This window comes from Microbacterium sp. LWH7-1.2, assembly GCF_038397755.1.
Taxonomy (GTDB): domain Bacteria; phylum Actinomycetota; class Actinomycetes; order Actinomycetales; family Microbacteriaceae; genus Microbacterium.
Window position 1 is genome coordinate 563,192 of the sequence record NZ_CP151637.1, and the last position, 22,635, is coordinate 585,826.

Annotated in this window: 17 protein-coding genes, 2 tRNA genes and 2 pseudogenes; 15 read left to right on the forward strand and 6 right to left on the reverse strand. The window is 66.9% G+C overall.

What is annotated here, in order from left to right:
• Positions 1–42: 42 nt before the first annotated feature.
• The 6 genes and pseudogenes from MRBLWH7_RS02690 to MRBLWH7_RS02715 all read left to right on the forward strand — a co-directional run bounded on the left by MRBLWH7_RS02690 (position 43) and on the right by MRBLWH7_RS02715 (position 8,909).
• Entirely contained in the window at positions 43–1,950 is a 1,908-nt protein-coding gene (locus tag MRBLWH7_RS02690; RefSeq protein ID WP_341998909.1) for a site-specific DNA-methyltransferase, read from the forward strand.
• Positions 1,950–4,922, forward strand: coding sequence for a DEAD/DEAH box helicase family protein (locus tag MRBLWH7_RS02695; protein WP_341998910.1), 2,973 nt, complete (start codon positions 1,950–1,952; stop codon positions 4,920–4,922). The genes MRBLWH7_RS02690 and MRBLWH7_RS02695 overlap by 1 nt, the downstream gene beginning before the upstream one ends.
• Positions 4,923–5,053: 131 nt before the next feature.
• Positions 5,054–5,827 (forward strand): annotated as a pseudogene (locus MRBLWH7_RS02700) (DUF1837 domain-containing protein); the annotation flags it as partial.
• A gap of 253 nt (positions 5,828–6,080) precedes the next feature.
• The gene (locus MRBLWH7_RS02705) at positions 6,081–7,151 is read left to right on the forward strand and encodes an IS30 family transposase (protein WP_341998912.1); all 1,071 of its coding nucleotides are present in this window, start codon (positions 6,081–6,083) and stop codon (positions 7,149–7,151) included.
• A 486-nt stretch (positions 7,152–7,637) separates the two neighbouring features.
• Positions 7,638–7,835: a hypothetical protein gene (locus tag MRBLWH7_RS02710; protein ID WP_341998914.1), complete on the forward strand. Its 198-nt coding sequence runs from the start codon at positions 7,638–7,640 to the stop codon at positions 7,833–7,835.
• 795 nt (positions 7,836–8,630) lie between these two features.
• Positions 8,631–8,909: a hypothetical protein gene (locus tag MRBLWH7_RS02715; protein WP_341998916.1), complete on the forward strand. Its 279-nt coding sequence runs from the start codon at positions 8,631–8,633 to the stop codon at positions 8,907–8,909.
• An 881-nt stretch (positions 8,910–9,790) separates the two neighbouring features.
• Here MRBLWH7_RS02715 and MRBLWH7_RS02720 read toward each other — a convergent pair.
• Complete coding sequence (locus MRBLWH7_RS02720; RefSeq protein WP_341998918.1) at positions 9,791–10,042, reverse strand: hypothetical protein; 252 nt, start codon at positions 10,040–10,042, stop codon at positions 9,791–9,793.
• A 448-nt stretch (positions 10,043–10,490) separates the two neighbouring features.
• A pseudogene (locus MRBLWH7_RS02725) lies at positions 10,491–10,816 on the reverse strand (fatty acid desaturase); the annotation flags it as partial.
• Positions 10,817–11,051: 235 nt separating this feature from the next.
• Between MRBLWH7_RS02725 and MRBLWH7_RS02730 the strand changes: the two are divergent.
• The 3 genes from MRBLWH7_RS02730 (at position 11,052) to MRBLWH7_RS02740 (ending at position 14,450) form a co-directional block, all read left to right on the forward strand.
• Complete coding sequence (locus MRBLWH7_RS02730) at positions 11,052–11,675, forward strand: hypothetical protein (RefSeq protein WP_341998920.1); 624 nt, start codon at positions 11,052–11,054, stop codon at positions 11,673–11,675.
• A 105-nt stretch (positions 11,676–11,780) separates the two neighbouring features.
• A complete protein-coding gene (locus MRBLWH7_RS02735; RefSeq protein ID WP_341998922.1) occupies positions 11,781–12,275 on the forward strand; it encodes a hypothetical protein in 495 nt (164 codons plus the stop codon).
• Positions 12,276–12,737: 462 nt separating this feature from the next.
• A complete protein-coding gene (locus MRBLWH7_RS02740; RefSeq protein ID WP_341998924.1) occupies positions 12,738–14,450 on the forward strand; it encodes a protein kinase in 1,713 nt (570 codons plus the stop codon).
• A 26-nt stretch (positions 14,451–14,476) separates the two neighbouring features.
• Here the strand turns inward: MRBLWH7_RS02740 and MRBLWH7_RS02745 are convergent, their stop codons facing one another.
• Complete coding sequence (locus MRBLWH7_RS02745) at positions 14,477–15,403, reverse strand: aminoglycoside phosphotransferase family protein (RefSeq protein ID WP_341998926.1); 927 nt, start codon at positions 15,401–15,403, stop codon at positions 14,477–14,479.
• 74 nt (positions 15,404–15,477) lie between these two features.
• On the opposite strand from MRBLWH7_RS02745, the gene MRBLWH7_RS02750 reads away from it, so the two are divergent.
• The 4 genes from MRBLWH7_RS02750 (at position 15,478) to MRBLWH7_RS02765 (ending at position 19,585) form a co-directional block, all read left to right on the forward strand.
• Positions 15,478–16,257 carry a DeoR/GlpR family DNA-binding transcription regulator gene (locus MRBLWH7_RS02750; protein WP_341998928.1) on the forward strand — a complete coding sequence of 260 codons (780 nt, stop codon included), beginning with the start codon at positions 15,478–15,480 and terminating at the stop codon, positions 16,255–16,257.
• Positions 16,254–17,195: a 1-phosphofructokinase gene (gene pfkB, locus MRBLWH7_RS02755; RefSeq protein ID WP_341998930.1), complete on the forward strand. Its 942-nt coding sequence runs from the start codon at positions 16,254–16,256 to the stop codon at positions 17,193–17,195. The genes MRBLWH7_RS02750 and pfkB overlap by 4 nt, the downstream gene beginning before the upstream one ends.
• A 35-nt stretch (positions 17,196–17,230) precedes the next feature.
• Complete coding sequence (locus MRBLWH7_RS02760) at positions 17,231–19,252, forward strand: fructose-specific PTS transporter subunit EIIC (RefSeq protein ID WP_341998933.1); 2,022 nt, start codon at positions 17,231–17,233, stop codon at positions 19,250–19,252.
• Between the two features lie 63 nt (positions 19,253–19,315).
• On the forward strand, positions 19,316–19,585 hold the full coding sequence (locus MRBLWH7_RS02765; RefSeq protein ID WP_045297931.1) for an HPr family phosphocarrier protein: 270 nt from the start codon (positions 19,316–19,318) through the stop codon (positions 19,583–19,585).
• A gap of 111 nt (positions 19,586–19,696) precedes the next feature.
• Here the strand turns inward: MRBLWH7_RS02765 and MRBLWH7_RS02770 are convergent, their stop codons facing one another.
• Positions 19,697–20,335 (reverse strand): MBL fold metallo-hydrolase, encoded by a 639-nt coding sequence (locus MRBLWH7_RS02770; RefSeq protein ID WP_341998937.1) that lies wholly within the window; start codon positions 20,333–20,335, stop codon positions 19,697–19,699.
• A 117-nt stretch (positions 20,336–20,452) separates the two neighbouring features.
• Here MRBLWH7_RS02770 and MRBLWH7_RS02775 point away from each other — a divergent pair.
• Positions 20,453–20,528, forward strand: a tRNA-Glu gene (locus MRBLWH7_RS02775).
• A 42-nt stretch (positions 20,529–20,570) separates the two neighbouring features.
• Positions 20,571–20,643, forward strand: a tRNA-Glu gene (locus tag MRBLWH7_RS02780).
• Positions 20,644–20,805: 162 nt separating this feature from the next.
• On the opposite strand, the gene MRBLWH7_RS02785 is transcribed toward MRBLWH7_RS02780, so the two are convergent.
• Both MRBLWH7_RS02785 and MRBLWH7_RS02790 read right to left on the reverse strand, forming a co-directional pair.
• On the reverse strand, positions 20,806–21,984 hold the full coding sequence (locus tag MRBLWH7_RS02785; protein WP_341998938.1) for a DUF4349 domain-containing protein: 1,179 nt from the start codon (positions 21,982–21,984) through the stop codon (positions 20,806–20,808).
• Positions 21,981–22,538, reverse strand: coding sequence for a sigma-70 family RNA polymerase sigma factor (locus MRBLWH7_RS02790; RefSeq protein WP_341998940.1), 558 nt, complete (start codon positions 22,536–22,538; stop codon positions 21,981–21,983). Before MRBLWH7_RS02790 ends, MRBLWH7_RS02785 begins: the two co-directional genes overlap by 4 nt.
• Positions 22,539–22,635 lie beyond the last annotated feature (97 nt).

Sequence of the window (22,635 nt, forward strand, 5' to 3'; positions counted from 1 at the left end):
AAATCAACGATAGCAACCGAAATCTTGAAAGAGACCCACCGAATGAACGACGACATCCACGAGACACCATCGACAACCCCAAACTTCCAGACCGAGCTCGCCGCACAGCTGGCGGAGCTCGTACCTGAGGCGATTGCCGACGGCAAGATCGACGTCGCCAAGCTGCAGGAGCTCCTTGCCGCGGATGCAACCGACGCCAATGAGCGCTTTGGGCTCTTCTGGCCCGGCAAGAAGCGGGCGCTGCGCGCTGCGCAGGAGCCGACGACCGCAACACTGCGTCCGGATCCCGCCAACTCCAAAGGCTGGGACACGACGAAGAACATCTTCATCGAGGGCGACAACCTCGAAGTGCTCAAGATCTTGCAGAAGCACTATCACAACAAGGTCAAGCTGATCTACATCGATCCGCCGTACAACACCGGCAAGGACTTCGTCTACCCCGACAACTACCGGGAGGGGCTCGATACCTACCTCGAGTGGACCAAGCAGGTGAACGAGGGCGGCAAGAAGGTCACGACGAACGCCGAGACCGAAGGGCGATATCACTCGAACTGGCTCTCGATGATGTATCCGCGTCTCAAGCTGGCGCGAAACCTCCTCACCGACGACGGCACCATTTTCGTCAGCATCAGCGACCACGAGGTCGACAACCTTCGCAAGCTCTTGAACGAGGTCTTTGGCGAGTCGAACTACGTCGGGCAGATCGCAGTCTCTAAGGGAACAACGACGGGACAGGACGCCAATGACATCGGGAGCAGCATCGACTTTCTACTCGTGTACGCACGGAGCAAGGCGAACTACATCCCGAACGGGCTCCCACTTGACGAGCAGGACATGGCCCGCTTCAACCAGGAAGACGACCGCGGGCGCTACTCGGTGCTGCAGTTCAGAAAGACGGGCACCAATGACCGACGAGAGGATCGCCCGAACCTCTACTACGCGCTCGAAGCACCGGACGGATCAGAGGTCTATCCCATCGGCCCGGGCGGGTACGACAGCTGCTGGCGCACGGCACGGGCGCAGTTCGACGCGTGGGACGCCGAAGGCATGATCGTCTGGAAGCAGGATGCCGACGGCAATTACAAGCCGTACGTGAAGTACTACCTGGAGGGTCGCACCAAGCAGGTCTCGAACTACTGGGACGACATTGAAGGCAATAAGAAGGCCAGTCTCACGGTCAAAGAACTACTCGGGAAGAATGTCTTCACCAACCCCAAGCCTGTCGGTCTGATCAAGAAGATTCTTCACATCGCAACCGATCTCGACTCGGTGGTACTCGACTTCTTCTCCGGCTCTGCAACGACTGCGCATGCGGTCATGGAGCTGAACTCCGTCGACGGTGGGCGGCGTCAGCACATTCAAGTGCAGCTGCCCGAGCCGACTCCACAGGACTCTGCCGCACAAAAGGCGGGCTATCAGACGATCGCCGAAGTCTCGCGAAAGCGCGTCGACCTGGCCGGGACCAAGATCCTCGCCACGAAAGCCGGTCAGCTGGATGAGGGGCATGGGACGCTTGACGTTGGATTCCGCGCCTACACGCTCTCCGACACCAACTTCTCGAAGTGGCGCGTGACCAGCGACATCGAAGCGACTGCCCTGGAACAGCACCTGCTCGACCTACGCGACAGCAGCAGCGCCGACCACGCGACCCCGGACGACCTCCTCACCGAGATCCTGCTGAAGCAGGGTTACTCGCTGACCGAGAAGATCGCCCCTGTTGAGATCGATGGGCTGGAGCTTCGCGCGGTCTACGACAGCGACGGCGACTTCGGTGTCCTCGCCTACCTTGACGAGCACACCAAGCCATCGCTGGAGCAGTTGCGGAATGTCGTGGGTGCCGGCCCGGCGCGCATGATCATCCTCGAAGACGCGTTTCAAGGCGACGACGAGCTGAAGACAAACCTCGTCCAGCTCGCGAAGTCGAAGAGCGTGGAGCTCTGGACGGCGTAATGGGGGGCTCAGCATTCCAGTTCGATCCGAGCCAGCCGTATCAGCTCGAAGCGGTGGGCGCCGTCGTCGACCTCTTTGACGGCCAGCCGAAGGACGCAGACAAGCTCGAACTCACCCTCCGTGGTCAAGCGACGCTCAAGGAGACCGATCAGGCAACCCTTGATCTCGACCTCACGCAGGAAGTGGGCGCGATCGGTAACAACCTCGTCCTCGACCAGGACACGGTGTTTGCGAATCTCCAGCGAGTCCAGGACCGCAACGGCCTGGAGGTGGCACCGAAGCTCTTTGACTCCGCGCTGGACTTCGATATCGAGATGGAGACCGGCACCGGCAAGACCTACGTCTACCTCAGGACGATCTTCGAACTCGCGAAGGACTACAACTTCACCAAGTTCGTGATCCTCGTGCCGAGCGTGGCTATCCGAGAAGGCGTCGCCACGAGCATCCGGCTCATGCGCGGCCACTTCGGCGATCTGTATCCCGGGCAACCCTTCGACTTCTCGGTCTACAGCGGCAAGAACGCGGAGGAGGCGCAGGCCTTCGCCACGTCGACGAACATCCAGATTCTGGTGATGACCATCGATGCGATCCGCGGCACCGCCAACACCCGCATCATCCATCAGGCCAAGGACAAGTTGAACGGGTTGCGCCCGATCGACTACCTCAAGGCAACGCACCCCGTCGTCATCATGGACGAGCCCCAGAACATGGAATCGCTCCTGTCCCAGTCCGCGGTCGGCGAGCTAGATCCTGTGGTCACGCTCCGCTACAGCGCCACGCATAAGAAGCAGCGCAATGTGGTCTACCGGCTCGATCCTGTCGATGCCCACGACCTCGGGCTGGTTAAGCAGATCGTCGTGGCGGACGTTCAGCAGCAAGGCGCCGACGCAACGCCGTACATCAAGCTCGTCGAGGTTAAGCGCGAGCCATCGTGGGCGGCCCGACTGGAGCTCTCGTGCCGCAAGGCCGACGGTACCTTCGAGCGGCTCATCGTGACGGTGAAGCCGCACCAGGAGCTCTCCGACGAGCGCGTGACAGGCAACCCGATCTACGAAGGCTGGCGCATCAACGAGATCAGCCTCGAACCCGCCTACGTCGACCTCACCCTGCACGGCTTCCTCGAACAGGGCGAGAGCATTGGCGGCTCAACTGGTGCGATCTACAAGGAGATGATCCGCGAGACGATCCGTGAGCACCTCCGCAAGGAGGCCATGCTTCGGCCTCGGAACATCAAGGTGCTGAGCCTCTTCTTCGTCGACAAGGTCGCGAGCTACATGGGCGACGGCACGACCAACGAGACCGCCGACGGAGAGTTCGCCCGCTGGTTCGACGAGGTCTTCGTCGAAGAGCGCGCCAAGCTCGCGCGCTACCAGGAGCTGCTTCCGCAGGAACCGTCAGCGCTACGCCGCGCCTACTTCTCTCAGATCAAGCGCGGCAAGGTGACCGCCGCGCAGGACAGTTCGGGAACGACGAAGGCGGACGACGATGCCTACGAACTGATCATGCAGGCGAAAGAGAGACTGCTGGACGAGGCCGAGGACGTCCGCTTCATTTTCAGTCACTCTGCGCTTCGCGAAGGCTGGGATAATCCCAACGTCTTCCAGATCTGCACCCTCCGCGAGATGGGTGCTGAGACCGAGCGCCGTCAGACCATCGGCCGCGGGCTGCGTCTCCCGGTCGCGAAGACCCCGGACGGCTTTGTGCGGGTCGCCGATCCTGGCATCGCCACCCTCACTGTGGTCGCGAACGAGTCTTACACCGCGTTCGCCAAGAGCCTCCAGAACGAATACAAGACGGCGGGCGTGGAGATCGGGGAAGTTCGAAAGAGCGAGTTCTCGAAGATCCCGCTGCAGGACGCCGCGGGCGCGCTCACGGACGACCTGTTCGGCTTCCAGCGCTCGCTCGAAGTGTGGGAGCACCTCGCCGCGAAGGGCTTCATCGCGGACGGCAAGGTGACGAGCAAGTTCCAGCCGAGCACGCTCGGCTTCACGCTGTCGTTGCCCGAAGAGTACGAGCCATACGAAACCGAGATCTGTGCCCTCGTGCAGCGGGCGCACATCGGCACGTACGTGAAGCCGGCCAGCAAGCGTCACCCGCGCCTGCTGAACAAGCAGCTCTACGCGACGCCGGAGTTCGAAGAGTTCTGGCACGCCATCAGCCGCCGGACGACCTACCGGGTGAGTGTCGACCGCGAACAGATCGTGGACCGCGCGGTAGCGGCGATTCGGTCTGCCCCGAAGATCGACCCGCTTCGGATCCAGGTCACGCGCGCAGGCGTCAAGGTGTTGCGCGGCGGTGCCAAGGGCGAGGAACTTGGCACGCGGTCGGCGGGGTTGAAGGGGAGCTACGATCTGCCCGACATCATCGCTGAGCTTCAGACCGCGACCTCACTGACGCGGAAGACCATCGTCGACATCCTTATCCAGAGCGAGCGCCTTCCCGAGTTCATCGGCAACCCGAACGACTTCATTGCCACTGCCAAGCGTCTGATCCAAGCGGAGCTTGCGAAGATCGTGGTCGATGGAATCCAGTACGAGAAGATCGCTGGCTCGGTCTATGAACTTCGGGAACTGCAGCGCGATGGGGAAGAGGAGAAGGACCGCTTCCTCGACCATATGTACAAGGTGCAGAACTCTCAGAAGACCGACTTCGACTACGTGGTCTTCGACTCTGACGTTGAGCGTCAGTTCGCTGAGCTGCTCGACAGCCGCGAGGACATCAAGCTCTTCATGAAGCTGCCGGCCAAGTTCAAGATCGATACGCCTGTCGGCCCTTACAACCCCGACTGGGCGATCATCAAGCACGATGACGGCCACGATCGCATCTACATGATCCGAGAGACCAAGAGCACGCTCGAAGATGCGAAGCTTCGCCCGAGCGAACTCGCCAAGATCAAGTCGGCCAAGCGTCACTTCGAGGCGATCGGAATCGACGAATACGCCCGCGCCGCTCCGGGGAGTTGGAACCTATGACGGCGGCCGAGACCCGGTCGGCGACAGGCGAGGGCTTCGAACCGGTACTGCCGCTCTCGCTCATGAACCGGGAGCGCTTCCTGGCTCTCTTCTATGATCCCAAGCGTTTCGACGTGCATGCGAAGACGGTGATGCATCTCCACGTCCTGAGGGTCGACGGTGGCGACTTCGCGCTCGCGCCCCTCTTCAAGGAGCTCTCCAACAACAGCATCAGCTACGTGCTCTCGCGCCAGAATCTGGGCCAGGTGCTCGAGGATCCGAGCCGCATGGTCGAGTTCGTGGCGAAGGTGCAGGAGCAGTTCAAGACGCCGGACGCCAATGCAGGCGAAGGCGGGGAGTTGCTCCTCTACTCGTTCCTTGAGGGCCACCTCGGGGCGCCTAAGATCCTGTCCAAGATGGAGCTGAAGACCTCCAGCGAGCACTACGTGCATGGCACCGACGGTGTCCATCTACTCGAAGTCAGCGAGGGGGAGTACCAGCTGATCTTCGGGGAGTCGAAGATGTACGGCGACGTCAAGGGGAAGGTCGGCTCAAGCCCGGGGCGCGGCGTCAAAGCGGCGTTCGAGTCGATGGGCAAGGTGCAGGAGGACTCGTTCGAGTTCGATACCTGGCTGGTCGAGTCCGAGCTCCTCAAGGAGAGCCTCGATCCGGCGAAGGTGAAGCTCCTTGCGTCGATCTTGCTGCCGCCCGCGGAAGGCGACACGCCACTCAAGAAGTCGAACGCCTTCGGCGTCTTCATCGGCTTCGAGCTGGACGTGACGGAGTTCCCGTTCGAGGATCACACGCAGCCTGAGATCGAAGCTGAGCTTCGCCGCCTGGCGGAGACAGCCATCGAGGCAGAGGTCGAGACGATCAAAGCAGAGATCAAGACGCGCGGGCTCGGCGGCCATCACTTCCACATCTACGTCGTCCCGTTCCTCAAGCGGAATGTGAACGGTGTCGTACGGGTGGTTTCCAGTGATCGTCGCAACGTGATCACACCAGTTGGAGGTCATGTTGTCGTCACGTCGTGTTCCGAAGGGTCCTGGGCGGAGGCCGAAGTCGTTGGCGCGGAAGCGGTTCATGGAGCTGCTCGCGCAAGGGTGGCCGTTGGCCGCCGCGGCGCGCGAGGTCGGTGTCGTGCGCACCACGGCGTATATCTGGAGAGACGGCACGACGGTGCGGCGAAAGGATGGCACGGTGAAAGTCGTGCCGCCGCTCGAGCCGCTTGCGCTTCGCCCCATCTCGCCCCGCTTCCTGTCCGAGGAGGAACGCATCCGGATCGCCGACCTCGCGAGCAGGGGCGCCGGACCGACGGAGATCGCCAAGACGCTGGGCCGGTCGCCGTCGACGATCAGTAGGGAGCTGCGACGCAACGCACATGAGTCCGGCCAGTACCGACCGTTCCACGCGCACAGCATCGCCGCGACCCGTCGCCGGCGCCCGAAGCCGTTGAAGCTGTCGACCAATCCAGTGCTGCGCACGTACGTGAAGGCGAGATTGAAGGAGCGGTGGAGTCCGCAGCAGATCAGCCGCGCCCTGCGCGCCGCACACCCCGACGATGCCGGCATGCGGGTCGCGACGGAGAGCATCTATCTCGCGATCTACCGGCCCGGAACAGGGCTTCTCCGCAAACCCGACCCGTCACCGCTGCGGACAGGACGCGACCACCGCAGGGCGCACACCCGCCTGATCCGAGCCGGACGCCGGTTCGCGCAGCCGATGCTGTCGATCCACGACCGCGAGTTCGAACCGACAGACAGATCGGTGGCGGGCAACTGGGAGGGCGACCTCATCGTCGGCCCGCACCACCGCTCCGCGATCGGCACACTCGTAGAGCGGCAGACCCGCTACGTGAAGCTGCTGCACCTGAACGCGCCCACCTCATCCGAACTGCACGCAGCATTGGTGCGGGCCCTCCGCGCTCTCCCGCAGGGGCTGCGGCGGACGCTGACCTGGGATCAAGGCACCGAGATGGCCAAGCACCTCGACATCACCGCCGACACCGGCACGAAGATCTACTTCTGCGACGCCGCCAGCCCCTGGCAACGCGGCAGCAACGAAAACACAAACGGGTTGCTGCGCCAGTACTTCCCCAAGTCGACGAACCTCGCCGTCCACACGCCGCGGGACCTCGCCAGAGTCGAGGACGAGCTCAATCGCCGACCCCGAATGACGCTCGGCGACCGCGCACCCGCGGACCTCTTCGCCACCCTGCTAATGTCCGAGAATCAGCCCTCGTTGCGATGACCGCTGGAATGCAAGGCGTCGGAACTGACCAGTTCTCAAGCGTCGCCGACAGCACGCGCTTTTGGATTTCATCGCTCCGCGCCAGCGGTCCACCCAAGCCAGGGCGGACAGTTTTCGTGGGACGGATGTCTATAGAGAATCGGGCGGAGTGTACGGATCATCGCCGGGCGCGAGCGACGGGATGTCGGTTGGTTTCAGCGAGCGGAGGCGTTCCTTCGCACGGGGCTGAAGCGGGGTTGGAGGTATCGATCGCTCCGCGCGCCAGTCCTCCGCTCTGGCCTCCGCCCATCGCTTGTCGCGAGCGGCGCGACGTTCGTCCAGCGTCCGGTCGTACGGCTGATCGGATCCGCTGCTCATCTTGTGAAAGTACGGCCCCCACATGTGCACGCTCTCAGGAACGGAGCGCGTCGCCACTCGAACGCCGGCGATCGCTGCGGGCCATTCACGCTCGAGCCGTGCCCTGCGACTGCGGCGTACGCTCGGTGGATGGAACCGCCGAACGTGTACAAGGCCAGATTCGACGAGGTGGCTACCGGCCGCCGCCGCCGCGTCACTGTCGGCATCGAAATCCTCGACCGGGAGTCCGACGGATCGGTCCCCACCGCCGCGTGGTTCCGCGGCGAGGAATACCGCCTCGACATCGAGGACGACGAGGGCGTCGCAATCTATGTGAGACGCCTCTAGAGGATTGCACCGCGCAGTAACGGAGCTCAGTCCGGATGACCGGCCCATCGGGATGCCCAAACCTCCTACAGGCCTACCGGGCCCGAGGTTCGCCCGGCGAAAATGGACAATCAGAGTCGGTGTTCCCAGCCAGCCGCACGCGCCGAGCTGCGCGTTCACCGCGCCCATCGTGCACACTCCACTTTCGGATCGAGCCGATTGGCGCGCCCGAGCTGCAACGTGTGGGAGGCAACAGGTGACGTCCCCCGGAGTGGTGGATACTAGGACGAACTCCGGGCGGACAAGTGCATGCCGGCTGTGTCGGCGCGCAACTGCTTGCGCGCACCCTGGACACGCGATCTGCCGTGGCGCGGAAGCGGAGGAATCATCGGTGACCACACGTACGTTGCCTCCCCGCACTGACGAGGACGTGGCCGCGCGTTGACGGCGGCGGCGCGCCGGCGGCCGCGTCGTGGAGTTGCCGCCCAGCTCAGAGATCTCCTGGTCGGTACTGATCAGTCCCGGCGTGTCGGTCCTCATCGAGCGCGTTCCCATCCCCGGCGACGCACCCGATGCGGTCGACAGCGACGTTGAGGAGCCCTCGGCCGGAGACTCGACTTATCAGGTCGCCGGCGCTCGATCGATTCGCGGTCGCGGCTTTCGCTGCAACCATCTGACTGTCGTCTGCGACACCAACGGTCAACCGTGATGTGACCAGCATCCGGGCCACTTTGGCTGGCGCACGGTTCCTCACAGTGCGCAACCCCCACAGGGACCGCGGCGAGGCGGGCGTATCCTCAAGGGGATCGGAGGCGCGTGTACGCGATCGAGTTGACCATCGGAGACTATGTTCATCGCCTCCCGAGAGCGGCCGACGAAGCCGCAATCCTCGCTGAGCTGACGGATGCGGTGCGAGCCGGAGGCGGCGTGGTCACGTTGCCGACGTCGGCGGAGGGGTCGGTCGTGTCAATACTGATCAGTCCGGGTGTCCTGGTGTTCATCGAACGAACGCTGGTGCCGGATGACGAAGGGTCCGACCCGTTCGACCCCGCTGACTTCACGCAGGACAAGTGGCCAGCGGCCGAGGACTTCTGAAATGAGCGCGGACCTTGCGACTCCAGATCGTGCCCTGTTGTCGAGAACTTTCTCTGCGGTACACAACCCTGGTGGCGTGCGAACGGATCGCGGTCCGGCCTTCAACCGCCGACCCGGCATCGAACCTAAACACCAGATCGTGCCGGGAGCTGAGTGCGGCTGCGTGCGCACCGGTCGATTGACATGCCGTGCCGACCCCGATGCATTCAGCGTCCGCTGTTGCCATCGCTCCAGTCGCCTGTGCGCAGGAGGGCGGCTCGTTGGCCGCACATTAGCCTTCACCCGCATTGGCCCATAATGACGCTTCCGTGGCGGAAAGAACGAAGCGAGGAGAAGTAGAAATGGAACAGTCATCGCGCCCCCGGTCGTGCACCGTGGGGGATCTCGACGACCTCGATATCAACCACCGCGTCACGTTCACGCGTCCTCCGAACGCCCCCAGTTCGCGGCCCCGAGTTAGCGGTCGGCTCAAGCGCATTCGCGTCGTTGACTATCTGATCGGCAACATGCGTCGGCCCGGTGTCGAACTAGTGGTTGCCTTCCCACGACAGCTTGGTGGCGAGACTGTGGACGTTTTCGGTCCACTACCCCTCACATATCTGATCGAGGTCGGTCTATCGATGCAGGCCGCGAAGCCGAAGAGGCTTTAGTTTCAGACGAACGAAACGGTACGAGCTTGCTGGAGACTTATCGCCATAGGACCGCGGGTGCTTCACGACGGGCTCCCAGTTGCGCGCCGGTGGGGAGTCCCGGTAGCTGACAACGTGACGTCCATCCCGCGGCGCACAAGCCCTTCGGTGTGAAGGCTCGTCGCGCGCTCCGACGGCACGTAGCTCATCGGCCCGCGTTCGCCCAGGCGATGGCTGCCGGCATCGAGACTTTCACGCAAGCATTGGCGCTGACACCATCTCATCGGGGTGGGTAGTGGGCGACCAGGATTTGTTGCAGGAAGCCGCGACGATCTGCGCATCGCTGAGGGTCAGACGGGCGGCGATTGCGTGAGGGGCGGTGGAGAGGGGGTCGACATCGTCAGGGTTCATGGTGTTGTCCACCAGACGAACGATCTTCTTGTGACGGTCATCAGCGCTGCGGGCGCCCATCACAAGGCCGCGGGTCAGCAGCCGGTCCACCATTGGCGATGCCCGACGCGGCCGCGAGATGCAGGGCGGCGACGATCATCGTCGCGGTCACCTCGGAAGTCCGTCCGCTCTCCGCAAGCAACCGCATTGCGGCCCACTCGGTCTCGCTCAGCTCACAAGCCCCGCATCGGCGCCTCCCGATTCGCGCATCAGCACGTCGCGCGCTCCAGCAGCGCCCAGACGTCTGGACGGCGCGACTCAGCTACGTCCTCGGTGGCAACCATCTCCGACATCTCATGCCCCTGGTCCCAGATCCCCGTCGGAACCCCCGGATTGGTATATTCTCTGGCGCGCTCGGACTGCCTTGCCCGAACATTTCGACAGTGAAAGGTGAGACCGGCCAATCTGACGACACCGTCGCGTCGATCGCGTACGCCATTGACGCGTGCTGCGACTGTGGGTAGCAACACATGCGGGCGGACCGGAGGCACGCGTCTTTGGACAGTTCGATGTCGGGGTCGCTGCCGATCTTGTTCGGATTGGCGTGATGTCGCGTGTGCTTGTGCTGCCACCAGCCGTAGCTCATTCCCACGAGGAGATTTCCGATCACCAGCGTGGTCCAGTCGTTCCACCGACCCGAGCGGAAGATCTGCCGGTGGGCCGCGTCGTGTCCGAGCATGGCAACCTGCGTGAGGACGACGGCCAGCACGGCCGCCGTCACCAGCTGCCACCAGGTGTCGCCGATGAGGATGAAGCCGGTGAGCACGCCCGCGATCGCGACCGGGCCGCGACGAGCTTCGTCCAGTAATAGCCGTAACGACGCCGCATCAGGCCGCTTCGGGTCACCATCTGTGACAGTTCCGTGTAGCGATTCGGCGCCTTCGGCGTCGCGGACCGCACGGATGCCGCGATCGATCCGGAAGGAGGGACGACCATCTTGTGCTCCTGTCATGTGAAGCGCGCACAGATCGTGTCGCATCAATGACGAAGTCCGGGCCATCTGTTCTCAGAGTATCCCCGTGTCGCCGTGCCCCACGCGGGGTCACGGTGAACGCACAGGAAGGTGGCAAGCGGCACGATCTCCGGCGTCGGCGGGGCAGCAGCCGAGCGACGCTGGATCGGTGCGGCTGCATCGGTCGTGGCCGGCGACGCGCGCGAGGTTCGCGGAACCTGTGAGGCGCACATGTTGGAGGCGTACCGTCTGGTCATGGAGACGCAGACACGAACGAGCGGTGGAGACGCCGCGACGCTGGGCCTGGGATCGGTGCTGGTGGGCTCGTTGCCTGCAGCGCTGATGACCGAGGATGCCCCCGATCGCTACACGGTGGAGGCGGTATTCAGTCGCCGTCCCGAGCGCGAAGAGGTGACGGCGATCCTCGGCGATGAGACTCGCGACTCTCTCACCAAGTCGGGATACCCGACTGTTGAGGTGACCGTCTCCGATCGCCGCTTGGAGATCGCGAACACGAACCTGGAAGAGTTGCGGGATGGGCTGGCAAGTGTTCTCGCTGATCGGCTCGCCGAAATCAGCGCTGTCGTTCGCACGACGCGGGAGGCAGCGGCTACGCGGTTCGCGGATGCGGCCGCCAGCGAGAATGAACGCACGACGGCCGTGACGGCGCTGGCAGCGTCGGTGACGTTTAGGACCTCTGGAAACACGCGAGCGGTATCCGCATCCGGGTCATGAATCTCGTCGCTGACGATGGCCGAGTCCACGCCTGAACCGACCTGGACGCATCAGCGCGCGTTCCCGCTCGCCTGATGACACTACCGGCCCGAAGAGAGAGCACTCATGCCCGTGTGGTGGGAAGAGATTGTGCATGCGGTCACGGGGCGTGTCCGGCGTCATGATGACCTGCCAGATCTGCGGCGGTTATCGTCCCGCTCGATCGGATTGGAGCGGACTCACTACCTCGTCAACGATCGCGAGCGTCAGGGGCGTGAGCGTCGCGCCTACGTCCTTCGGCTAGAGCCGGACAACTTGCGCGGGTTGGTCAACATCGCCGTGTTCTCCAACGGGCGCGGTGTGGGCTATCTGCCGGCGAACGTGGCAGAGGAGATGCGGCCGTTCCTCGACCGGATCGGGGGCGCCGCGATCGTCAACGGTGCCGGGGTGAAGACCGGAAGTATCCGACTGTGGGTCGATCTGCCCACGCGGAGCGCGCTCTACGGATTCGTTCGAGCGGAGGCGGCGCACATGACGAACACCGGGGAACGAATGGATGCAGCGCGGGGGAGCGAATCCGACCGTCAAAGGTTCGCTCGCTTCAGTCGAGCGGAGAACTGAGGCCGGACTCGCGGACCGTATCGACGGTCCGGGCGCTGTCTCCCAGCTGCGCGTGGTCAACGCAGTCGATGCGGCAGGCTCCGTTGCCGACTCCCGTTCTCACATGAGCCGCCACGATGCTGATCCGGAACCAGAAACGGGACCGAAAACCTCTCGCGGGTACCAGATTCAGTCCGCGCGAGTCCGTGCACGCCGGTACGATGGAGGCATGAGATCCGCGGAAATCCGCGGAATCATGCGTCATGACGGTGGGGGAGTCGAGCCCCAGACGACTTTCAGTTGTTCTTGGTTCGAGTCCAGGTACCCCAGCCGCACGAGAGAACCCCCGCTGAGCGGGGGTTTTCGTCGTTTCCGGCTGTTCCGCGTCTCACGTGATCCACACTGTGGCGTGGCATGCAAGCCCCTCGGGTCGACCCGCGTTCGGCGTAGCGTTCACGGCAGGCTTCGAGGGGCGGCGCACTCATGAGTACTCCTTCCGCCCTCATCGCCGACCGCTACCGGCTGGTGAAGATGCTAGGCGCCGGCGGGATGGGCGTCGTGTGGCAGGCGTGGGATACGAGACTGCGCCGGACCGTCGCCCTCAAGATGCTGCGCACTCAGCCCGAGCTCACCGACGCCGAGCGACAGGTCGCCACTGACCGGGCGCTGCGGGAGGCGCGGAACACAGCGAGCCTCCACCATCCCCACGCTGTCACGATCTTCGACGTCGTCGAGCACGACGGCCAGCCGTGCATCGTGATGCAGCTGATCGATTCCACGCCACTGTCGGAACTCCTTCGCGAGCTCGGCACGTTCACACCCTCCGAGACGGCACGAATAGGGGCCCAGGTGGCGTCCGCTCTCGCCGCGGCACATGAGCTCAAGATCGTTCACCGCGACGTCAAGCCCGGGAATATCCTCATCACGGCCGACGGCTCCGCGATGATCAGCGACTTCGGCATCTCGCACGCACTCGGCGATGCGACGATCACCGCGACGGGGATGATCCACGGAACCCCCGCCTTCCTCGCACCTGAGGCCGCGCGCGGACTGCCGACGAGCTTCGCGTCGGACGTCTTCTCGCTCGGGTCGACGCTGTACGCGCTGGTCGAGGGCTCGCCGCCGTTCGGAACCGACCGGAACTCGATCGCCCTGCTGCACAAGGTCGCCCGCGGAGGGTACGCGGCGCCTGAGCGCGCCGGCCCGCTGACGCCACTGCTGCGCAAGATGCTCGCGACGCAGCCGAAGCGCCGACCGACGATGGTCACCGTCGCAGATGCGCTCGGCTCGATGCACGGTCCAGGCGCCGATCGTGACGTCCCGGCGAGCTTCATCGCTCTCGGATTCGACGCGGTCACGGTGGGTCTGGAGGCCGAGACCGCCCCGACGGTTCCGGCCCCTGTGGGGCCGGGATCGCCGCCAGACTCGGTCGACCCCCCTGGCCCGACCCCGCCCGACGAACGATCTACGGCGAGGACGATCCCCTTCGATCAACCGACGCGCTTCGAGGCGCCCACGGCGGAGACGGAGAGGCTCGGCAAGCCCGTCGCGGCGGCCCCGGCATCCGTCGAGGCGCGATCCGAGGTCGCGGTACCGGAGCCTGCCAGGGCCCCCGCGCGGGAGCGTCGTCGCCCCGCGCGCATCGCCGCTGCCGCCCTCCTCGCGCTCTTGGTCGTCGTGGTGGCTGCAGCGATCCTCTACTCGCTGTTGCGGCCGTCGCCCACGCACGAGGCGGACCCCCGGCCCGAGGAGTCTTCGGTCACGAACCCCGGTCCATCTTCCGGGCCGGAGCAGGTCGCGCCGGCGCAAAGCCCCTCACCGACGGCGTCGGCACCCGCGGAGGAGGTGCCCGAGCCACCGGCGGTCGTGACTCCTGAGCAGCGAGTGGTCGAGGCGATCTCGGCGTACTACGCGATGATGCCGGAGAACCGGGATGGCGCATGGCCCCTGATGACGGCCGACTATCAGGCGAACCATGCCGGGGGTCGTGAGGGATACGAGGCGTTCTGGTCCGAGATCGTCGATGTCTCCATCACGGACGTGACGGCGTCCGGGCCGGACCGCGGCGAGGCGACGTTGACGTACAGCTTTCGCGACGGTCGCGTCGCGCAGGAGGTCACTGTGTATCGCTTGCGGGAGGAGGACGGGATCCTGAAGATCGCCGCCACGGAGGTGCTGAGCAGCCGTGACCTGTGACCCTTGCCGCGTGCGGGTGAGCGGCCTCAGGCCGCGGCGTCCGCGATCACCTCGGCGGCGGCATCCCGTCCCAACGCGAAGTACGCGGGGTTGTCGTCGCTGTGGGCCAGCAGCATGAGCACGACGGCGGCCGCCCATGCGTGCGCCCGCACCCAGACGTCGGCGTCGTAGTCGAAACCGGCCGCGGCGGTGAAGCGTTCGCGTCCTCCCGCGTCGAACGCGAGCCACGCGACGGCCAGATCGTAGGCGGGGTCGCCCGCCGTGACGTCGCCGAAGTCGATGATCCCGACGAGGGCGCCGTCGCGAGCGACCAGGTTGCCCGGGTGGAGGTCGCCGTGGATCCATACCGGCGTGCGGTTCCAGGGTGTGGCCGCCGCTCCGGCCTGCCAGATCGCGTCGATCCTTCGGGCCGACGCATCGTCGAGGACACCGCTGTCCCGCAGCGTGCGCAGTCTCTCCTCGACATCGTCCGCGCGCGCGGCGAGGGGGACTCCGCGGAACGGGTTGACCGGGTGGTCGTCCGGGGCGGCCACGTGCAGAGCACCGAGCGCACGGGCCAAGGTGTCAGCCCATTCGCCGCGCTCCGCCGCCGACTCCTCGATCGCACTGATGCCGTCGATCCACGGTACGACCGACCAGGCCCAGGGGTAGTCACGGTCTGCGACGCCATCGACCACAGGCGCAGGAACGCGCACGCCGAGTGGTGAGAGCCGCTCAGCCACAGATGGAAGCACCGCCTGCTCGTGCAGTACGAGCGGCGCCGCGAGGGCGCGACGGGGGAGCCGCACGGCGTAGTCCTCACCGAGCCGCCACACCTCGCAGTCCCAGCCCTCTGCGACCTTTCGCAGGGACAGCTCCCCGGCGTCGGGGATCACCGGGATGACCCGGTCGGCGAGCAGTCCGCGGATGAGGGCGGTGTCGATGGAGACCTCGGCGGCGGGCTTGTCGGGCACCGTCTGAAAATACCCTGTTGCGTTTATGTGGGAATCTGTTGTATTGTGTGGGAATCCAACGGAGGTTGTCTCACATGTACGCGACGGAGCGCCACGAGCAGATCGAGCTCCTGCTGTCCGAGCGGAGCCGGGTGAGCGTCGTCGAGCTCGCCGACCGGTTCGAGGTCACGACTGAGACGATCCGCCGCGACCTCGACCACCTCGAGTCCACCGGCGCGCTGCGCCGCGTGCACGGGGGAGCGGTGAGCCGGGAGCGCGCCAGCACCCGAGAGCCCTCGCTCGCCGAGCGCCTCGAGCACCACGGCGGCGCAAAGGCCGCCATCGGCCAGCGGGCCCTCGACGCCCTCGGCGCCGAATTCACCGGGTCCGTCTTCCTCGACGCCGGCACGACCACGGCAGCCGTCGCCTCGGCGCTCATTCCGCGCCTCTCCCTCGCGCGGATAGAGGTCGTCACGCACTCACTGGCCCTCGGCAACACCCTCGCCGGCGTTCCGGGCGCGTCCCTCTCGCTGGTCGGCGGGCGCGTGCGCGGCCTCACCGCCGCGGCCGTCGGCGCCGACACCGTCCGCGCGATCGGCGCGCTTCGTCCGGATGTCGCCTTCGTCGGCACCAATGGCGTCTCCGCGACGTTCGGCCTCAGCACGCCCGACCCCGACGAGGCCGCGGTCAAGCGCGCGATCGTCGAGTCGGCCCGGCGCGTGGTCGTCGTGGCCGATGCCGAGAAGCTCGGGGCCGAGCTGCTGGTCGGCTTCGCGCCGCTGTCCGACATCGATGTGCTGGTGACGGATTCGCCACCCGACGAAGAACTCGCGTCCGCGCTCGCAGACGCCGACGTGGAGGTCTGGCTCGCATGATCGTGACGCTCACCGCCAACCCGTCCCTCGACCGCACGGTCATGCTTCCCGCACCGCTGCAGGTCGGCGACGTGCAGAGTGCGGCTTCGACGCGCGAGGACGCGGGCGGGAAGGGCATCAACGTCGCCCGCGCCATCACCGCGGCCGGTGAGGACTGTGCCGCGGTGCTGCCCCTCGCGCCGGGCGATCCATACGACGCGGCGCTGCACGCAGCCGACGTCGACGCACGCCGCGTGGCGGTACGCGGGAACGTCCGCGCGAACATCGCGATCACCGACCCCGCCGGCGTCACCACCAAGCTCAACCTGCCGGGCGCCGAACTGTCGGCGGACGAGGTCTCCGCGGTCGTCGACGCGGTCGTCGCAGCATCCGTCGACGCTCGTTGGCTGGTGCTGGCGGGCTCGCTGCCTCCCGGCGTCCCCGACGACTTCTACGTGCGCGTCATCACCGCGGTGCGCACCGCGCGCGGAGCGGACGCCCCGCTCATCGCGGTGGACACCTCCGGCCCCGCGCTGGCCGCGGTCGTCGCCGCCGGCGCAGCCGACCTCATCAAGCCGAACGACGACGAGCTCGCCGAGCTCGTGGGCGTCAGCATCGACGGCACGGACCCGCAGTCGGTGCTCCAGGTCGCCCGAGCGCTCGTCCCCGCGCGGGTGCGGGCCGCCCTCGTCACGCTCGGTTCCCGCGGCGCGCTCCTCGTCGATGCCGAAGGCGCCTGGGCGGCTTCTCCGCCGCCCATCCAGGTCGTGAGCACTGTGGGCGCGGGCGACAGCTCGCTCGCCGGCTACGTGCTCGCTGCCACGCGCGGTGCCGACCAGGACGAGCGGCTGCGGCTGGCCGTCCGTTACGGGGCGGCGGCAGCATCCCTCCCCGGCACGAAAGCGCCGGCTCCCGCAGATCTTCCCACCGGCGACGTGCCCGTCACGCGTCTCGACTGAGCACCCACCCACCCCAACGACCGCAGGAGGTCACCGTGTCCGACACCATCACCACAGGCCTGGTGAGCCTCGACGCGCCACTGGGCGCCGACAAGGCCGCCGTGATCCGCTCCCTCGCCGAACGAGTGGTCGCGCAGGGTCGCGCGACCGACGCTGAGAGACTCTTCGACGACGCGTGGGCGCGCGAAGAGAAGGACGAGACAGGGCTTCCCGGCGGCATCGCCATTCCGCACGCCAAGAGCGCCGCGGTCACGACGCCGTCTCTGGCGTTCGCGCGCCTGAAGCCGGGCGTCGACTTCGGCGCGCCGGACGGCGCCGCCGACCTCGTCTTCCTCATCGCCGCGCCGGCGGACGCCGCCGAGGCGCACCTCGCGGTGCTCTCGAAGCTCGCGCGGAGCCTCATGCAGGAGGACTTCACCTCCGGGCTGCGCGCCGCGTCATCCGATGACGACGTGGTCGCGATCGTGCAGGCGGCGATCGGGGAGCGGGAAGCGGCCGTCCCTGCCGCCCCCGCCGCAGCAGTCGCACCCGCCGCCTCCACGGGCCTCGACGTCGACGGGCGGCCCGCCCGGGTGGTCGCGGTGACGTCGTGCGCGACCGGTATCGCGCACACGTTCATGGCGGCCGATGCACTCACCGCCGCGGGCAAGAAGGCCGGAATCGACCTGGTGGTCGAGCCGCAGGGCTCGAGCGGGTACCAGGCGCTTCCCGCCGACGTCATCCGCAACGCCGACGCCGTCATCTTCGCGACCGACGTCGACGTGCGGGAGCCGCAGCGGTTCGCGGGCAAGCCCGTGGTGCGCTCGGGCGTCAAGCGCGGCATCGAGCAGCCCGACCAGCTCATCGCGGAGGCCGTCGCTGCGGCGAACGACCCCTCGGCCACCCGCGTGGGAGGCGACGCCACTGCCGCCACAGCGGCTCCTGCCGAGACCCTGTCGTGGGGCGCCCGCATCCAGCGCATCCTCCTCACCGGCGTCAGCTACATGATCCCGTTCGTCGCGGGCGGCGGTCTGCTGATCGCCCTCGGCTTCCTCATCGGCGGCGTGAACGTCGGCGACGAGGCATTCGGCGTCATCGTCGACAACGCCCTCTGGGCCCTCCCGGCGGGTGGACTCGCCCAGTACCTCGGCTCCGTGCTCTTCGTGATCGGCGTGACGTCGATGGGCTTCCTGGTCTCGGCGCTGGCGGGTTACATCGCGTTCGCGATCGCCGACCGTCCCGGTATCGCGCCCGGATTCGTCGCAGGCGCCGTCGCGGTCATCATGAACGCCGGCTTCATCGGCGGCATCATCGGCGGTCTGCTCGCAGGCTTCGTCGCCTTGTGGATCGGGCGCCTCAACGCCCCGCGATGGCTGCGCGGCCTCATGCCGGTCGTGATCATCCCGCTCGCGGCCTCGATCGTGGCCTCGGGCCTGATGATCCTGTTCCTCGGCCGGCCGATCGCGACCCTCATGGAGGGTCTGAACACGTGGCTCACCGGCCTCGCCGCGACCGACGCGATCATCCTCGTCGGCGTCATCCTCGGCCTCATGATGTGCTTCGACCTCGGCGGGCCGGTCAACAAGGTCGCCTACGCGTTCGCCGTCGCCGGGCTCGGTGCGGGATCGGCCGAGAACCCGACGCCCTACCTCATCATGGCCGCCGTCATGGCCGCCGGCATGGTCCCGCCGCTCGCCATGGCCCTCGCGTCGACCGTCCTGGCACGCAACATGTTCCCGCCGGTCGAGCGCGAGAACGGCAAGGCGGCCTGGCTGCTCGGCGCGGCATTCATCAGTGAGGGTGCGATCCCGTTCGCGGCCGCCGACCCGCTGCGCGTCATCCCCTCGATGATGCTGGGCGGCGCCGTCACGGGCGCGCTGAGCATGGCTTTCGCCGTCCAGTCCCTGGCGCCCCACGGCGGCATCTTCGTGCTCTTCGCGATCAGCCCGATCTGGGGCTTCCTGGTCGCCCTCGCGGCGGGCACGGTCGTGTCGGCACTGACGGTCATCGCCCTCAAGAAGTGGATCGCCCCGAAGGAGCTCGCCGAGGCCGAAGCGCGGGTGGCCGTGGCGGCCTGAGGCTATCGTCCGCCAGAATCGGAGTCGTCGACCGCCGAGGTCCGACACAGACAGGAGAGAAAAATGGCAGAACGTCAGGCCACCATCGCCAGCAGTTCGGGACTCCACGCCCGCCCCGCGAAGCTCTTCGTGCAGGCGGTGCAGGCGCAGCCCGTCCCGGTCACGATCGCGGTCGAGGGCGGTGCCGACCTCAACGCCGGCAGCATCCTGTCGCTAATGGGCCTCGGTGCCTCGCAGGGCACCGTCGTGACCCTCAAGGCCGACGGCGACGGTGCTGAGGAGGCGCTCGACGCCCTGGTCGCGCTGCTCGAGACGGACCTCGACGCGCAGTAGCAGACGATCGTGCGGTTGCAGACCGCACAGAAGAACGTGTCGACGGATGCCGCGGGTCGAAGCTGCTGCGGCATCCGTCGTCCGCGTTCCGCGGGGCATCCGCGCCCCGGCTCAGATGTCGGTGCTGTCTCCGGGGTTCAGCACGACGAGCTCGCCGCCGTCCTGCTCGGCGGCCCAGCCGAGACGCATCCGCCCCATGTCGCGGCCGGCGACCGACAGGGTCATGTCGTGCGTCCCGAAGACGCGCCGCGGCGCGACGGCGAGCACGAAGTCCATCGCCTCGCCGATCTTGAGCCACGGGGCGCCGACCGGCGATGCCAGCAGCTTCACCGCGCGGCCTTTCGGCACCGCATACGAGTCGCCGGGGTAGTAGAACTCGTCGTTCACGAGAACTCCGACGTTGTCGACGACCGGGATCGACTCGTGGATCACCGCGTGCCGGCCGCCGAAGAACTCGAGGCGGAACGGCTCGACCTCGACGACGTCGCCGGGGTGCACGATCGTGACGTCGTAGCCGGCGGCTGCCTTGGACACGCCTTCGGGAGCGAAGATCGGCGTTCCCGGAAAGGTACCGAGGATGCGGTCCAGGTGGTCGGGCGTCCAGTGGTCGGCGTGCTCATGCGTGATGACGATCGCGACGACGCTCTCGAGTTCCCCGAGCGGAGCCGTGAACGACCCGGGATCGATGACCAGCGTGCGGCTGGTGTCGACGAGGGTCAGGGTGGCGTGCTCGAACTTCGTGACTCGCATGCGTCGAGTCAAGCGTTCCGGCGCCGCCGAGGCAAGCGGACGGGGACGGCGCGCCGGCACCCGCGTCGATTTGGAGTGGGCATGACGCCCGTGGCATAATCGAACGGTTGCCTGAACGGCCCCATCGTATAGCGGCCTAGTACGCCGCCCTCTCACGGCGGTAACGCGGGTTCGAATCCCGCTGGGGTCACCAGTCAGGCAACAACGTCGCGACATCGGTTGCGGCACGCTGTACGGCCCCATCGTATAGCGGCCTAGTACGCCGCCCTCTCACGGCGGTAACGCGGGTTCGAATCCCGCTGGGGTCACGATCGACGCCCCGGTCCACGAGGACCGGGGCGTCTTTGTGTTCTCCGCTCAGACCAGGCGGCGCAGAGCTGCGCGGTGAAGCCCGCGGTCGCCGCGGTCGCAGGTGCACTCCTTGTCACCCTCGGACACGACTCCCCGGGAGGACCACCGCGACACGAACGTCATGCGGACGAGTCGGTGGAGCGGTCCGCGTCGACGGTCGGATGAGCCGGGGGCGCAGCATCCGTCCGTCCACGGCGACGATTGCGGACGAGCCGTACGATGCCCCAGACGATCAGGGCGGCGACGGCGGCCACCGCGAGCCAGGGGAGGAGGAACCCGAGCGCGACGACGATGCCGTTGAGGGTGGCGACGAGGCCGTTCCAGCCCGCGGCGAGGCCGTCGCCGAAGCCGGCCGGGTCGGCGGTCACAGGCTCGACCTCGGGCACGACCGTGACGGACAGCGTCGACATCGCGACCTGGTCGTCGAGCATCTCGAGCTGCTGCTGGTAGGACTCGAGCGTGGCCTGGCGCTCCGCCAGGGCCGCCTCCGCGGCGATGAGGTCCGCCACGCTCTGCGCCTGGGCCATGAGCTCGGTGAGGCGGTCCACGGACGCCTGTGCGGCCTCGATGCGGGCCTCGAGGTCCACGGTCTGCTCGGTGACGTCCTGACGTGACAGGGTGGTCGCTGTCACCTCGCCGACATCGTCGAGCTCGTCGACGACGCTCTGCAGCTGATCGGCGGGAACGCGCACGGTGATCCAGGCGCCGTCGGTCGGGTACGGGTAGGGCATCGTGTCGTAGACGACACCCCCCTCGGCAGGGGTGACCGGGTAGACAGTGCCGTCGCTGCCGACGCTCATCGACTCGACGTAGCCGCCGTGGGCGACCGCCGAGTTCGCGATGGCACGAGCGGCCGCGTCGACCTCGGCAGCGGTGACCGTGGCCGATGCCGTGGTGATGATGTCGCGGTCTGCGGCCTCGGCGACCGCCGCCGTGTCGTCTGCCGCCCCCGTGAGGGGCGCGGATTCGCGGGTGTCGGCGCCTGACGAGTCCGTAGTGGACGAGCCGGCTCCGGAGTCGGCGGGGGCGACCGGCGCGACGGCGGATTCCTCGCTCGCCCCGCCGGCACCACCGACGATCGATCCGACCGAGGGCGCGATCACGGCGGCGACGACGATCACCGCCGCTGCGGCGCCTCCGGCGATCCAGAGGCGGCCCCGACGTGTACGCCGGGCGGACTGGCGCGTGCGCTCACGCGCGATGTCGGCGAAGAGCGCGTGCTCGATCTCGTCGATGCGCTCGGCGCTGAGCTCGGGGAGGGGTGCGGGGGTCCCGGAGTCCGGGGGCTGGACGCTCATGTGCTCTCCTTCACTACGGTCCGCAGACGGGTGCGGATGCGGGAGAGACGATTGCGGACGACACCGTGCGCGACGCCGAGCTCGTCGGCGGCCGCCTGGTAGGCGTACCCCTCGGTCGCGCACAGCCGGAAGATGGCACGGTCGAGTTCCCCGAGGCCGGCGACCTCGTTCAGGATCGCCTCCGCCAGGCGGTGGTCGATCACCTGCTGTTCGACGTCGACCGTCGACGGCAGCGCCTCATCGGCCGCCGCGGCGGTGTGCTCGCGGTCTCGGCGCTGCCGGCGGATGCGGTTCGCGGACTGGAACCGGCAGATCGTCGCGAGCCAGGGCAGCAGCGATTCGCCGGCGAGGTCGAGGCCCGGGAGCTTGCGCCAGGCGACGAGGAACGTCTCCTGCGTGACTTCCTCGGCATCCGCCGGATTGCCGACGAGGCCGTGCGCCAGCCAGTACACCGGGCGCACGTACGCCCGGTACAGCGTGCGGAAGGCGTGCTCGCTCCCGCCCGCAGCAAGCGCCACGAGCTCGGCGTCGCCCGGCAGGTCGTCGTCGGCCATCCCCATCCTCCGAATTGTCTCTCACTGTGTCAGTGTCCGCATCGACCGGATCGTCTCACGCGCAAACAGGCGGACCCTGCCGACCCTGTATCCTGTT